This is a genomic window from Paracoccus benzoatiresistens (assembly GCF_026913015.1).
Taxonomy (GTDB): domain Bacteria; phylum Pseudomonadota; class Alphaproteobacteria; order Rhodobacterales; family Rhodobacteraceae; genus Paracoccus; species Paracoccus benzoatiresistens.
Genome location: NZ_JAPTYD010000031.1, coordinates 1 through 14,458, shown reverse-complemented (window position 1 = coordinate 14,458; position 14,458 = coordinate 1). Strand labels below are relative to the sequence as shown.

Sequence of the window (14,458 nt, the reverse complement as noted above, 5' to 3'; positions counted from 1 at the left end):
CTGCAACCATGGAAGGATTGCCGTTGCCGGACACCCGCCGCACCCATCTGCAGGATCTGATCACCCGGGTCGCCAAAGGCGACCGTCCTGCCTTCGATGCGCTGTATCAGGCGACCTCGGCGCAGCTGAACGCCATCTGCCTGTCCGTGCTGAGGGACCGGCGCGAGGCCGAGGAAGCGCTGGAACAGAGCTTTATCCAGATCTGGAAGACCGCCCCGCAGTTCGCCGAGAGCGGGCTGTCGCCCATGGCCTGGCTTGCAACGCTCGCGCGCGACCGGGCCATCGACAGCCTGCGCCGCCAGGAGGCGCACCCCGCTGCGGTGACAGCGCCCGCCATGCTACCCGATGCGGGACTGGCCGAGGCATTGTCCGATCCCGTGCTGGCGGTGCGCCATGCCTATCTGCAGGGGCTCGATCCGGCAGGCTTCGCGCAGCGCACGGGCCTGTCGGTCGAGGCTGCCCGCCAGCACCTGCACGAGGGGCTGGCCGAGATGGCCGCCGAATTCCTCCAACCGGACGAGGTGTTGGCCGCCGAACTGGCGCTTGGCCTGACCGATGCTTCGGCGGCCGAGGCTGCGACGCGCGCCTCTACTGATCCTGCCTTTGCACGTCGGCTGCGCGACTGGCAGGAACGGCTGGCCCTGCTTGCCGGGGACCTGACCCCGGTCATGGCCCCGGCACGGGCGCGCCAGCGGATCCGCGAAAACCTGGGCCACGGGCTGGCGCCCCTGGCGGTCGATCCGCTGGAACGGACCCCCTGGTGGCGCGGCACAGCCGGTGTTTTGGCCGCGATCCTGCTGGCTGCGGCCGTGGGTGTGTATCTGTGGATGGGCTAGGGGTCAGCCGTTGAACAGGAAGTGCAGGACATCGCCGTCCTTGACTTCATAGGTCTTTCCCTCGACGCGGAACTTGCCCGCCTCGCGCGCCCCTGCCTCGCCCTTGTAGGTGACGTAATCGTCATAGGAGATGGTCTCGGCCCGGATGAAGCCGCGCTCGAAATCGCCATGGATCACGCCCGCCGCCTGCGGGGCCAGCGTGCCCTTGTGGATGGTCCAGGCGCGGGCTTCCTTGGGGCCGACGGTGAAATAGGTGTCCAGCCCCAAGAGCTTGTAGCCCTCGCGGATCAGGCGATCCAGACCCGCCTCGTGAAGCCCCATCTCCTCCAGGAACATCGCGGCCTCCTCGGGCGGAAGCTGGCTGATCTCTTCCTCGATCTTGGCGGAAATCACCACATGGCCCGCGCCCTGCGCACGGGCCATTTCGGCCACGCGCTTGGACTGGGCGTTGCCGGTCGCGGCCTTGTCCTCCTCGACATTGCAGACGAACAGGACGGGCTTGGCGGTCAGCAGCTGCAGCATGTTCCAGGCCTTCCGCTCGTCCTCGGCCACCTGCACGGTGCGGGCGGGCTTGCCGGATTCAAGCGCGGCCTGCGCGGCCTTGAGCAGCCTTTCCTGGGCCACGGCCTCCTTGTCGCCGCCCTTCAGCTTGCGGGCGATGTTGGCAAGGCGACGCTCGACCGATTCCAGGTCGGCGATCATCAGTTCGGTCTCGATGGTCTCGGCATCGGCAAGGGGATCGACGCGGCCCTCCACATGGGTGACATCGCCGTCCTCGAAGCACCGCAGGACATGGGCGATGGCATCGACCTCGCGGATGTTGGCCAGGAACTGGTTGCCCAGCCCCTCGCCCTTGCTGGCGCCCTTCACCAGGCCCGCGATGTCCACGAAGGTGATCCGCGTCGGGATGATCTGCTTGGAATTGGCGATGGCGGCCAGCTTGTCCAGGCGCGGGTCGGGCACCGCGACCTCACCCACGTTCGGTTCGATGGTGCAGAAGGGGAAGTTGGCGGCCTGCGCGGCCGCCGTCTTCGTCAGCGCGTTGAACAGCGTCGATTTGCCCACGTTCGGCAAGCCGACAATTCCCATGCGAAAGCCCATGACGCGCCCCTTTCAGCCAAGTCAGGCCGCGTTCTAGGCAAGCGGTGCCGGTTCTGCAAGCGCCCGCTCCACTCGCCGGTACGGACGGACAAGGAAACGCATCCCTTTTCCCCGGCGAAAGACAAGGGGACGCCGACCGGGCCTTCAAGGCGCGGCGGTTCAGAAAGCGACCACGATCCCCCTCAGCGGAACAGCACCAGCGACCCAGGGGACCAGGCCAGGCGGGTCCGAGTCCCGACCTCCTGCACGTCGCGGCCGAAGACGTTGCGCATGGAGATCCGCACGGGCCGCGCCCTGCCGTCCAACCCTGCCGCCCCATCCAGCCGCAGGTCGTAATAGGTCATGTCGCCGTAATAGACGACCTCGTCGATGGTCGCATTCGTCTCGCGCGGCTGGCTGTGGGTCTGGTTCGCGCCGACCAGCGTCATGGTTTCGGGCCGGAAGCCCAAGGTCGGGCCCTCGTCATCCGGGTTTGCGCGGCTGACCTGACGGGCAGGCAGTTCGACCACGCCAAGACCCGGAGCCTCGACCGTGACGGCACCGTCGCTTTCCCCCAGGATCCGGGCTGGCAGGAAGTTCATCACCCCGATGAAATCGGCGACCCGGCGGTTGGCGGGCCGGGCATAAAGCGCCTCGGGGCCGTCAAGCTGCGCGATCTCGCCGTCGAACATCACGGCGATGCGGTCGGACATGACCAGGGCTTCCTCCTGGTCATGCGTGACCAGGACAAAGGTGATGCCGACCTGGCGCTGCAGCTTGATCAGTTCGACCTGCATCTGCTCGCGCATCTTGCGGTCCAGCGCGGACAACGGTTCGTCCAGCAGCAGCACCTTGGGCTTCAGGATCAGCGCGCGAGCCAGGGCAACCCGCTGGCGCTGCCCGCCCGACAGCGCATGAGCCGCACGGTTGCCGAAACCGCGCAGGCCGACCATGGCGAGGGCTTCGTCGACCAGGGCCGCCTTTTCCGCCTTGCTGCGAGGGTCGCGGCGCAGCCCGAAGGCCACGTTCTGCGCAACCGTCAGGTGCGGGAAGATCGCGTAGGACTGGAACACCATGTTGGTGGGCCGCTTGTTGGCCGGCACCTCGTCCATGCGCTTCTGGTCGATCAGGATGGCACCGTCGGAAATATCCTCGAAGCCGGCAATGGTGCGCAAGAGCGTGGTCTTGCCGCAGCCCGAGGGGCCCAGCAGCGAGAAGAACTCGCCCGCCCGGATGGTCAGGTCGATGCCGCGCAGCGCGTGATAGTCGCCGTAATGCTTGTGGACGCCGCGACATTCGATCATCGGCTTGCGGTCGTCGGTCACAGGAACCCTCCGGTAGGATTGCCGCCCATGCGGGCATTGCCGCGGCGGCGGAAGTACTCGCCCAGCGTCAGCAGCACGATGGACAGCGCCACCAGCACGGTGCCAAGCGCCATGATCATCGGGATCTGCTTGGGGAAGCGCAGCTGGCTGAAGATATAGGTGGGCAGCGTCGGCTGGTTGCCCGCCAGGAAGAAGGCGATGATGAATTCGTCCAGGCTGATGGTGAAGGAGATCAGCAGCGAACTGATGATGCCGGGCATGACCAGCGGCAGGGTGACCAGCCGGAACGCGCTCCACCGCGTTTCTCCCAGGTCATAGGCCGCTTCCTCCAGCGACTTGTCCAGGGACGAGAAGGCCGTGGACAGGATCGCGATGGCATAAGGCATGCAGATCAGGACGTGGCCGACGATCACCGTCAGGATCGACAGTTGCACCCCGGCGCCCAGCAGCACGACCAGCAGCGACATCGCGATGATGATTTCCGGCAGCACCATGGGCAGCAGGATGAAGCCCATCATGCCGCCCTTGCCCGGAAACTCGAACCGAGTCGAGGCGCGGGCGGCGAAGATGCCAAGGCAGGTCGCCAGGATCGCCGCGCTGACCGCGATGAGCAGCGAGTTGGTCAGCGCCGTGCGCAGCGTGGCATTGGCCCACATCTGCGCGAACCAGTTGGTGGTGAAGCCTTGCAGGGGAAAGGCGATGATCGTGCCCGAATTGAACGCGAACAGCGGCAGAAGAATGATCGGCGCGTAAAGGAACAGCAGGTACAAGGCCGCATAAGCCTGCAGGCCGCGCCCCTTCCCGCTCATGACCGCGCCTTCAGGAAGCGGCGGTTGATCAGCAGGAACACGATGCTGACCAGCGCGACGATTGCCATGGCCGTCACGGCCAGCGCCGATCCCAGCGGCCTGTTGTCCAGGGCCAGCATCTGCACCTGGATCAGGTTGGCGATCATCGGGATCTTGCCGCCGCCGATCAGTTCGGGCGTGACGTAATCGCCGATGGTCGGGATGAAGACGATCAGCACCGCCGCCAGCACCCCCGGCATCGCCAGGGGCAGCGTCACCCGCCAGAAGGTCATCGCGCGGCTTTCCCCCAGGTCGCGCCCGGCCTCGAGCAGGGACCGGTCGATCTTCTCCAGGGCCACGAAGATCGGCAGGATCGCGAAGGGCGCATAGGCATGGGCCAGGGTGATCACGATGGAATTGACATTGTAGAGGATGAAGGTCAGCGGCTCATCGATGATGCCAAGCCCGGTCAGGCTGGAATTGATGACACCGTTATAGCCAAGGATCACCTTCCACAAGAACACCCGGATCAGGTAGCTGGTCCAGAACGGGATGGTGATCAGGAATAGCCACAGGGCCTTCTTCTCGGGCCGGACGATGAAGCTGACGTAGTAGGCCACCGGAAAGGCCAGAAGCACCGTCACCAGCGTGACCAGGGCCGAGACCATCAGCGACCGGAGCATCACCGTGCGCACGATCGGATCGGTCCAGACTTGGACATAGTTGGCGGGGGTGAAGTCGCGCACGACTTCCAGATAGCCGTCGGTCAGAAAGCTGTAGGTCAGGATGGTCAGAAGCGGCGCGGCCAGGATCAGCAGCGCATAAAGGAACGGCGGCGCGATGAGGGCATAACCCCGCCTCGCCTGTGCATCCAGTGCCTTGGCCATCCGATCCTTCCCGCCGCGCCCTCATCTCAATTCCTTTCATATCGGCGAAAGCGTGAAAAGAGGGTTTATGCGACTGTCATCCCGCCGGCGCTATCGCCACCATCGCCCGGTCAGCGCCAGCCCCGCCAGAGCGGCCCTTCGCTGAAATTCCGTGATATCAGGTGTTTCCGAAAAACAGTTTATGTCACCTCTCAGGACACCAGCCAGGAAGTGCAGGACGCGGGGGCCAGGATACAGGGCTGCCGTCGCCCGTCTGGGCAGCAGATGCCGCGCCCGGGCGGCGCGGCGCAGGGCATCCCGGGCGATGCCGGCCAGCGCAACCGCATCCGCAGGTCGTGGCTGGTCCAGCCCAAGCCGCAGAGGTTGCAGGCGCGGCAAGGCACGCAGCCAGGCGGCCAGCCCCGCGCCAAGCGCCTGGTCGGCCACCACCCTGCGTGCCTCGGCGGGGGCCCCAAGCCGTTCCGCCGCCAGTCCCATCAGCCGGCCGGCGGTATCGGTCACATAATCCACCACCGCATCCGGACCGGCCAGTGGCTCCCGCTCGCAATCGCGGCGGCGCGCCTCGGCCAGCGGAACGGCCTGGCCGGCGCTTTTGCCCCAGACCTCCCACAAGGGGGTCAGCACGTCATGCAGGGGCGGCGCCTTGCCTGTCCCCATCTCGGCCAGGCGATCGATCCACCATTGCAGCCGCATCTCGGCCAGCATGGGCTCGTCCGACTGCAACGGTGCGCGCGCGATTTCGAGGTTCAGCGCATAAAGCGTTATCAGCGCAGGGCGATCCTCCGGGCGTGCCACCAGGACGGCGCCAAAGCGGTCGGGATCCTGGCTCCGCACCAGTTCGGTGCAGGCCTCCAGCGTCACGCGAGCAAGTCCTCGGCGATGCGGGCCACGTCCCGCTGCACCGTGGTCGGGCGGACCAGAAGCTCGATCCCGGCCTTGGACATGCGCACCTCCAGCCCCGCGCCGGTCAGATCGGCCTTTGCCCGGTCGAGGCGCGAGAAGTCCTTGCTGGCCATCGCCTGAGCCCGGATATCGGCCAGCCGGTCCTGCAACGCGGCCAGGATCTGGTCGAAGTCCTTGAAGGCCGACTGGCTGTCCAGCGCCTGGTAATCGGCCCGCATCCAGTCGTCACCGCCCGCCTGCAGCAGCCCGATGAAGCGTGCCGAGGCCAAGAGCAGCGCCGGGTCGTCCTTCAGCCGGTGCAGCACGGCAATCGCGCCCGGCGTGTTCAGGTCGTTGGCAAGCGCTTCGATGACCTCGGGATGTGGCGCGGCTGCCGGCTCCACGTCCTTGGTCAAGAGCCGCCACTGCCACAGGATGTCGCGCGCCTCGTCCGCCTTGCCTTGGGTCCAGTCCATCGGCTTGCGGTAATGGGTGGACAGCAGGACATACCGGATCACCTCGCCCGCGATGCGACGGTCCAGCAAGTCGCGGACGGTGAAGAAGTTGCCCAGCGACTTGGACATCTTCTTGCCCTCGACCTGCAGCATCTCGTTGTGCAGCCAGACATTGGCGAAACCCGCGCCGGGATGGGCGCAGCAGCTTTGCGCGACCTCGTTCTCATGGTGCGGAAATTGCAGGTCGATGCCGCCGCCGTGGATGTCGAAGCTTGGCCCCAGAAGCGCCGCTGACATGGCCGAGCATTCGATATGCCAGCCCGGGCGGCCCCTGCCCCAAGGGCTGTCCCAGCCGGGCTGGTCGGCCTCGGACGGTTTCCACAGGACGAAGTCCATGGGATCGCGCTTGAAGGGCGCGACCTCGACCCGGGCGCCTGCGATCATGTCATCCACGGAACGGCCCGACAGGCGGCCGTATTCGGGGAAGGAGCGCACGTCGAACAGCACATGCCCCTCGGCCTCATAGGCATGGCCGCGTGTGATCAGGGTCTCGATCATGGCGATCATCTGCACGATGTATTCGGTCGCGCGGGGTTCATGATCGGGGCGGTCGGCGCCAAGCGCGTCCATGTCGTCGTGATACCAGGCCACCGTTTCCTCGGTGATCTCGCGGATGTCGCGGCCGGTGGCGGCGGCGCGGGCATTGATCTTGTCGTCCACGTCGGTGAAGTTGCGGACATAGGTGACGTGGTCCGCGCCATAGACATGGCGCAGCAGCCGCACCAGCACGTCGAAGACCAGCACCGGCCGGGCATTGCCCAGATGCGCGCGATCATAGACGGTCGGCCCGCAGAGATAGAGCCGCACGTTTTGCGGGTCCAGAGGCTGGAACGCCTGCTTGGTGCGGGTGCGGGTATTCGTCAGCCGGATCTCGACCATGATGCGCCTTTCGTTGTCATCGCGGATCTAGCCCATCGGGGCGAAGCTTTCCACCCATGCGATCTGGCGCGGCAGGCTGTGGCGGTGCAGGTCATAGCCGTCAAGGATGGTCTGCCGCGCCGCCGCCCGCAGGCGGTCTGCCTCGGGATCCCCCTCAAGGCCCTGGATCAGAGCGGCGGACAGCGCGGGAATGTCGAAGAATGGCACCAAGCGGCCGTTATCGCCGTCGCGGATCAACTCGCGCACGGGTTCGGTGTCGGACGCCACGACATAGCCTCCCGCCGCCAGGGCCTCGGTCAGGGACCATGACAGCACGAAGGGATAGGTCAGATAGCAATGGACGCGGGCCAACTGGATCAGCGAGAGATAGTCGGGATAAGGGACGCGCCCCAGGAAATGGACGCGCGACAGATCAAGCCGGTCGCCCAGTTCTGCCAGCATCCTGGCCTTCCAGCTGCCGCCTTCCCGGGGTGCGCTGCCATAGCTGACGCCCTCGGCCCCGACCACGACCACCTGCGCCTGCGGACGGGCGGCCAGAACATCGGGCAAGGCGCGCATGAAGATGTGAAAGCCGCGATAGGGCTCCAGCGAGCGGCTGACATAGGACAGGACCTCATCCCCCGCGCGCAGCACCTGCCCGCCCGGCAGGGTCAGGCTGGCTGCCGGGTTCGGGCGGACGCGGGCGGTGTCGATGCCGTCATGGATGACGGTGATCTTGCCCCGCAACGCGGGCGGGAAGCTGTCGGCCTGGTAGCGGGTGGGCGAGATCGCCGCGTCAGCCTGCACGATTCCCTGGATCAGATGGGCGCTGCGGGCCAAGGCCATCATCCGCGATTCGTCGTTGTCCGCCTGAAATTCTGGGTCGAAGCCGACATCATGGCCACGCGTGCGATACAGAAGTTCCGCATAGACCAGAAGCTTCGCCTTGGCCCAGATTTCCTGAAGAAACAGCGTTTCGCCCCAGCCCGTGTGGCCGATGATCAGGTCGGGCGTGAAGCCGTGCCGGTCGCGCATCGCCCGCGCGCCCCGCGCCGCCAGATAGCCGCGTTCGGCGTGTCCCGCATAGCTGCGGCCAAAGGCGCTGCTGGTCTCGACCGGCTCGGGCGTCTTGTAGCGCAGGGTCGGGACAGGGCTTGGCCGCTGGTTCTTCTCGTCCGTCAGGGCCAGAACCTGGTGGCCGCGCGCCGCCAGCGCCGGCGCAAGATGGGGAAACTGTCCGGGAAAGTTCTGGTGGACGAACAGGATCTTCATCGGTGGTGGTCGCGGAACGCCGCCGCCAGCAAGGCGCGCGTGTATTCCTGCTGCGGATTGTCGAAGATCTGGGCGGTGCTGCCCTGCTCGACCACCTCGCCCGCCCGCATGACCATGATCTTGTGCGACATGGCGCGCACGACGCGCAGGTCGTGGCTGATGAACAGGAAGGCAAGACCGTATTTCCGTTGCAAGCCGCGCAGAAGCTGGACGATCTGCACCTGCACCGTCATGTCCAGGGCGCTTGTCGGTTCGTCCAGCACCACCACCTTCGGCCGCAGGATCATCGCGCGAGCAATGGCGATGCGCTGGCGCTGGCCGCCGGAGAATTCATGGGGATAGCGGTGCATGGTGTCAGGGTTCAGCCCGACCTCGGCCATGATATCGGCCACCATGGCGCGACGGTCGTGGCCCTTCTCGACGCCGTGGACGCCGAGGCCCTCGGCAATGATCTGCTCCACGGTCATGCGGGGGGACAGGCTGCCGAAGGGGTCCTGGAAGACGATCTGCATGTCCCGGCGCAGTTTCCGCAGTTGCCTTGACTGCCAGGCCGAGATGTCCTGCCCCATGAACAGGATCGGCCCGTCGCTGCCGATCAGCCGCATGATCGCCAGGGCCAGCGTGGTCTTGCCGGACCCCGATTCGCCCACGATGCCCAGGGTCTCGCCCGCACGCACGGCCAAGGTGGCGCCGTTCACGGCCTTCACATGGCCCACGGTCCGGCGCAGCAGGCCGCGCTGGATCGGAAACCAGACCTTCAGGTCGCGCGTCTCGACCCTGGTTTCCGCGCCATCGGGCACAGGGTCGGCGGTGCCAGCGGGCTCTGCCGCCAGCAGCTTGCGGGTGTAGTCGTGCTGCGGATTGGCGAAGATCGCCGCGACCGGGCCTTGCTCGACGATCTCGCCATCCTTCATCACGCAGACGCGGTCTGCGATGCGGCGCACGATGCCCAGGTCATGGCTGATGAACAGCATCGACAGCCCCTCGGCCGCCTTCAGTTCCGCCAGCAGATCCAGGATCTGCGCCTGGATCGTCACGTCCAGCGCCGTGGTCGGCTCGTCCGCGATCAGCAGTTCGGGGCCGTTCGCCAGGGCCATGGCGATCATCACCCGCTGGCGCTGCCCGCCCGACAACTGGTGGGGATAATCGGCCAGCCGGCTTTCCGGGTCGCGGATGCCCACGCGGGTCAGCAGGTCCACGATCCGCGCCCGTGCCCGCGCGCCCGTCAGCCCCTGGTGCAGCGCCAGGCTTTCGCCAAGCTGCCGTTCCAGCGTGTGCAGCGGATTCAGGGATGTCATCGGCTCTTGAAAAATGAAGCTGATGTCATCGCCCCGGATGTCGCGCAGAACCCGGTCGGGGGCGCCGACCATTTCGCGGCCTTCGTATTTGACCGAACCCTCGATCAGGGCCGCATCGCCCAGAAGCTGCACCGTGGACAGCGCCGTCACCGACTTGCCCGACCCGGATTCGCCCACAAGCGCGACGGTCTCGCCCCTGCCGATATGGAAACTGACGCCCTTGACGGCAGGCACGATGCGGCCTTCCTGGCGAAAGCTGATGCGCAGGTCACGGACCGCCAGGACCGCATCGCTGGCGGGCGACGGGACGGGGCGGCCCCGCGCCTCGCCCGGCATCTGCGCGCCATGGTCCTCGGCCACGGCGGCGGCTGCGCCGGGGGCGGGAATGACGGGCTGCAGGTCGTTGGTCATTTGAACGTCTTTCGCGGATCGAAGGCGTCGCGCACCCCTTCGAAGATGAAGACCAGCAGCGACAGCATGATCGCGAAGGTGAAGAAGGCCGTGAAGGCCAGCCACGGCGCCTGAAGGTTCTGCTTGGCCTGCAGCGCCAGTTCCCCAAGCGAGGGCGCCGATGCCGGGAGCCCGTAGCCCAGATAGTCCAGCGCCGCCAGGCCGCTGATCGTGCCCGTCACGACAAAGGGCAGCATGGTCAGCGTGGCGACCATGGCATTGGGCAGGATATGGCGGAACATGATGGTGCGGTCGGAAACGCCGAGGGCGCGCGCCGCGCGAACATATTCGAGGTTGCGCGCCCGCAGGAACTCGGCCCGGACCACGCCCACAAGCGCGGGCCAGCCGAACAGGATGGTCACGAAGACCAGCAGCCAGAAGCTGCGCCCCAGGATCGCGAACAGGATGATGATCACGTAAAGCGAGGGCGTCGAGGCCCAGATCTCCAGCACCCGCTGGAAGACCAGGTCGGTGCGTCCGCCGAAATAGCCCTGGATCGCGCCCGCAGCGATCCCCACGACCGATGCCACCACCGTCACGATCAGCGTGAACAGGATCGAGATGCGGAAGCCATAGATCACCCGCGCCAGAACGTCGCGCGCGGTGTCGTCGGTGCCCAGCCAGTGGGTGGCGTCAGGCGCGCTCGGGGCGCTGCCCACGTTGTTGATGGTGGAGTAATGGAAGGGGATAGGTGGCCAGATCATCCAGCCTTGCTCGGCCTCGGGGATGTCGCTGGTCCCGGCCCTGACGGCGGCGATCAGATCCTCGGGGGTATCCCAGCAATCCTGGCTGCCTCCGGTGACGATCAGGCATTGCACGGCCGGGTCGTTATAGATCGCCTCGGTCCCGAAATCGCCGCCGAAGGTAGTCTCGGGATAGAAGCGATAGGCGGGGAAATAGAATTCCCCCCGATAGCTGGCAACGATGGGCTTGTCGTTGGCCACGATCTCGGCGCACATCGCCACCACGAACAGCACCGAAAAGATCACCAGAGACCAGAAGGCCCGGCCGTTGCGGCGGAAATTGCGCCAGCGGCGGCGGTTGAGTTCGCTGAGCGCCATCACCCGGCCCTCGATTCAAAGTCGATGCGCGGATCGACAAAGACATACATCATGTCCGACAGAAGACCCACGACCAAGCTCATCAGGCCGAAGACGTAAAGCGTGCCGAAGATCACCGGATAATCGCGCTGCACCGCCGCCTCGAACCCCAGGCGGCCAAGCCCGTCCAGCGAGAAAATCGTCTCGATCAGGATGGACGCCCCGAAGAAGACGCCCAGGAACATCGCCGGAAAACCCGCGATCACGATCAGCATGGCGTTTCGGAAGACATGGCCGTAAAGCACGCGGCCCTCGGTCAGGCCCTTGGCGCGGGCGGTCATCACGTATTGCTTGTTGATCTCGTCCAAAAAGCTGTTCTTGGTCAGCAGGGTCAGGGTGGCAAAGCTGGAAATGGTCGAGGCGATGACCGGCAGCGTCGCGTGCCAGGCATAGTCCTTGATCTTGCCCCACAGCGACAGGTCGGCGAAGTTGTCGCTGGTCAGCCCCCGCAACGGGAAGATCTGCCAATAGCTGCCGCCCGCGAACAGCACCATCAGCAGCACCGCGAACAGGAATGCCGGGATGGCATAGGCCATGATGATCACGGCCGAGGTCCAGGTGTCGAACCGCGTTCCGTCCCGCGTGGCCTTGCGGATGCCCAGCGGGATCGAGATCAGATAGGCCAGCAGCGTGGACCACAGGCCCAGCGTGATCGATACCGGCATCTTTTCCACCACCAGGTCGATGACGCTGATCGACCGGAACCAGCTGGTCCCGAAATCGAAGGTCAGGTAATTGCCCATCATCGACAGGAACCGCTGCAAGGGCGGCTTGTCGAAGCCGAATTCCTTTTCCAGCTGGGCGATGAACTCGGGCGGCAGGCCTCGCGCGCCCTCATACCCCTCGACCACGCCGGTATCGGCCCCGGCGCCTGCGCCCGAGATGTTGCTGAAGACGTCGCCCGCCCCTTGAACCTGGGCCGCGATCTGCTCGATCGGGCCGCCCGGCACGAATTGCGTCAGGGTGAAGTTCACCACCATGATCCCGATCAGCGTCGGGATGATCAGCAGCAACCGCCGCAGGATATAGGCGCCCATCGGATTGCCCTTGCCCCTTGCGGGCCTTCGCGGCCCCTTTTCCGTTGTCGGCCCTTGTCGGGCCGGACCGCCGGGAAATCAACCCTGCCGTTAGCGGATCGCGCCCGCCGCCTTCAGTTCAGCCTCGCGGGCAGTATCGGCCCACCAGAAATCCAGCGTGCCAAGCGCATAGGGCGGCATGGTTTCGGGGTGGCGATAGATGTCGTAATATGCCAGCGTGTATTCCGCCTTGAACCATTTCGGCACCCAGAAGCGCAGGCTGCGCAGCGCGCGGTCCAGCGCGTTGATCGCCACGATGTTGTCCTCCTGCGTTTCCGCCTGTTGGCCGACCTCCAGCAGTTTGTCGATGGCCGGGTTCGCCAGGCCCATCGGGTTGAACACGTCATCCGCATCCTCGGACCCGAAGACCTGGCCGGCATAGCCGCCGATGGCATAGGACTGGCCCAGCGAATCCTCGACCATGTCGAAATCCTTGGACCGGGTTCGCAACTGCATTTCCGCATTGTCCACGCGGCGGTTGGTGGCGTCGATGCCGATGGCGCGCAGATTCTGGATGAAGGGGTTGATGATCCGGTCGTTGCCTACATCGTCATTCAGGATTTCGAGCGTCAGCACCTCGCCCGCCGCATTGCGGCGCACGCCATCGCTGCCCACCGTCCATCCGGCTTCGTCCAGCAGGGACACGGCGCGGCGCATGTTCTTGCGGTCAAGCTGGCGTTCACCCGAGGTGGGCTGGACCACGGCGGGCTCGGTCAGGATCCCTTCGGGCAGATCGCCCGCGACGGGTTCCAGCAGCGCGACCTCCTCGGGCGTGGGGGGGCCGTCGGCGCGGAACTGGCTGTTGTCCCAGAACGAGTTGACGCGCGTTTCCAGGCCGTAAAGCAGCGTCTGGTTCGTCCACTCGAAGTTGAACATCAGCCCGATCGCCTCGCGCACGCGGATGTCCTTGAACTTCTCGCGGCGCAGGTTGAAGACCCAGCCATCGGCGCTGGCGATCTGCCCGTCAGGCAGCGTTTCCCGCACCACCGCGCCCGAGGCCAGCGCCGGGAAGTCATAGCGCGTGGACCAGTGCATCGAGGATGTCTCGTTGCGGAAGGTGTATTCTCCCGCCTTGAATGCCTCGAAGGCGCTGTCGAAATCGCCAAACATCTCATAGCGGATGCGGTCGAAGTTGAAGCGGCCCTTGTTGATCGGCAGGTCCTTGCCCCAATAGTCGGGGTTGCGCTTGACGATCATCGTGCGGCCCATGTCGGCGCGGTCGAACATGTAGGGGCCCGATCCGACGTAAGGGATATTGGTGCTTTGCTCCAGGTCGCGGTTGTTCTCCTCGAAGTCCTTTTTCGAGAAGACGATCTGGCTGCCCATCTGGCTGATCACGTCGCGGCGGGGATAGCCTTCGGCAAAGGTGAACTTGATGCGGTGGTCGTCCAGGACCTCGGCCTTGGCGACCATCTGCTGCATCGCCATGCGGAACGAGGACAGGCCCTTGTCGCGCAGGGTCTCGAAGCTGAACAGCACGTCATGGGCGGTCAGGGGCGTGCCGTCGCTGAACTTCGCCTCGGGACGCAGGTTGAAGATCACCCAGTCCTTGCTCTCGGGATATTCCAGCGTCTCGCAGAGCAGGCAGTAATCGACGCCCAGTTCGTCCGCAGGGCTGTCCATCAGCCGTTCCAGCTGGATCACCGCCAGCGCGATGGCCCGGCCGCGATGCGTGAAGGGGTTGTAGCTGTCAAAGCCGCCGACCGCGCCAAAGGAAATCTCGCCCCCCTTGGGTGCGTCGGGATTGACATAGCGGTAATGGGGGAAGTCGGCGGGCAGCGCGGGTTCGCCAAACAGCGCGATGGCATGGGTCTTGACGACCTTCCCGGCCCCCTCGGCCGCCTCGGCTGCCGTTGCCTCTTGCGACAGGGCGGCGGATGCCGGGGCAAGGGCCAGGGCGGCGATCAGGGCAAGGCGGTGCATCGGCGAACTCCGGCTGTGGTGTCTGCTGCACGCTAGGCAGCGCCGGGGACACGATCAAGCCGCGATTTCGTGAGGGGCGGCCCAAAAAAAAAGGGGATGTCCGCATATCGTGTTGGTCTCTCAGGACGCCTGAATGACGTCAGCCGGTTGAAGTCCCGCCAGTCGCAC

At 65.7% G+C, this 14,458-nt stretch carries 12 protein-coding genes; 1 reads left to right on the top strand and 11 read right to left on the bottom strand.

The window, feature by feature from the left end; translation table 11 throughout:
- Positions 1-23 precede the first annotated feature (23 nt).
- Positions 24-836, top strand: coding sequence for a sigma factor (locus tag OU682_RS16455; RefSeq protein ID WP_268943278.1), 813 nt, complete (start codon positions 24-26; stop codon positions 834-836).
- Positions 837-839: 3 nt separating this feature from the next.
- On the opposite strand, the gene ychF is transcribed toward OU682_RS16455, so the two are convergent.
- The 11 genes from ychF to OU682_RS16400 all read right to left on the bottom strand — a co-directional run bounded on the left by ychF (position 840) and on the right by OU682_RS16400 (position 14,290).
- Positions 840-1,937 (bottom strand): redox-regulated ATPase YchF, encoded by a 1,098-nt coding sequence (gene ychF / locus OU682_RS16450; RefSeq protein WP_268943277.1) that lies wholly within the window; start codon positions 1,935-1,937, stop codon positions 840-842.
- A 182-nt stretch (positions 1,938-2,119) separates the two neighbouring features.
- Positions 2,120-3,241, bottom strand: a complete 1,122-nt coding sequence (locus tag OU682_RS16445) for an ABC transporter ATP-binding protein (protein ID WP_268943276.1) — start codon at positions 3,239-3,241, stop codon at positions 2,120-2,122.
- Entirely contained in the window at positions 3,238-4,050 is an 813-nt protein-coding gene (locus tag OU682_RS16440; protein WP_268943275.1) for an ABC transporter permease, read from the bottom strand. Before OU682_RS16440 ends, OU682_RS16445 begins: the two co-directional genes overlap by 4 nt.
- The gene (locus OU682_RS16435; RefSeq protein WP_268943274.1) at positions 4,047-4,916 is read right to left on the bottom strand and encodes an ABC transporter permease; all 870 of its coding nucleotides are present in this window, start codon (positions 4,914-4,916) and stop codon (positions 4,047-4,049) included. Before OU682_RS16435 ends, OU682_RS16440 begins: the two co-directional genes overlap by 4 nt.
- Positions 4,917-5,006: 90 nt before the next feature.
- Positions 5,007-5,777 carry a squalene/phytoene synthase family protein gene (locus OU682_RS16430; RefSeq protein ID WP_268943273.1) on the bottom strand — a complete coding sequence of 257 codons (771 nt, stop codon included), beginning with the start codon at positions 5,775-5,777 and terminating at the stop codon, positions 5,007-5,009.
- Complete coding sequence (gene cysS / locus OU682_RS16425; protein WP_268943272.1) at positions 5,774-7,192, bottom strand: cysteine--tRNA ligase; 1,419 nt, start codon at positions 7,190-7,192, stop codon at positions 5,774-5,776. The genes OU682_RS16430 and cysS overlap by 4 nt, the downstream gene beginning before the upstream one ends.
- 27 nt (positions 7,193-7,219) lie before the next feature.
- Complete coding sequence (locus tag OU682_RS16420; protein WP_268943271.1) at positions 7,220-8,443, bottom strand: glycosyltransferase; 1,224 nt, start codon at positions 8,441-8,443, stop codon at positions 7,220-7,222.
- Positions 8,440-10,077 carry an ABC transporter ATP-binding protein gene (locus OU682_RS16415; RefSeq protein WP_268943302.1) on the bottom strand — a complete coding sequence of 546 codons (1,638 nt, stop codon included), beginning with the start codon at positions 10,075-10,077 and terminating at the stop codon, positions 8,440-8,442. The genes OU682_RS16420 and OU682_RS16415 overlap by 4 nt, the downstream gene beginning before the upstream one ends.
- A 71-nt stretch (positions 10,078-10,148) precedes the next feature.
- A complete protein-coding gene (locus tag OU682_RS16410; protein WP_268943270.1) occupies positions 10,149-11,252 on the bottom strand; it encodes an ABC transporter permease in 1,104 nt (367 codons plus the stop codon).
- Positions 11,252-12,328, bottom strand: coding sequence for a microcin C ABC transporter permease YejB (locus OU682_RS16405; RefSeq protein ID WP_268943269.1), 1,077 nt, complete (start codon positions 12,326-12,328; stop codon positions 11,252-11,254). Before OU682_RS16405 ends, OU682_RS16410 begins: the two co-directional genes overlap by 1 nt.
- Before the next feature lie 90 nt (positions 12,329-12,418).
- Positions 12,419-14,290 (bottom strand): extracellular solute-binding protein, encoded by a 1,872-nt coding sequence (locus OU682_RS16400; protein WP_268943268.1) that lies wholly within the window; start codon positions 14,288-14,290, stop codon positions 12,419-12,421.
- Positions 14,291-14,458 lie beyond the last annotated feature (168 nt).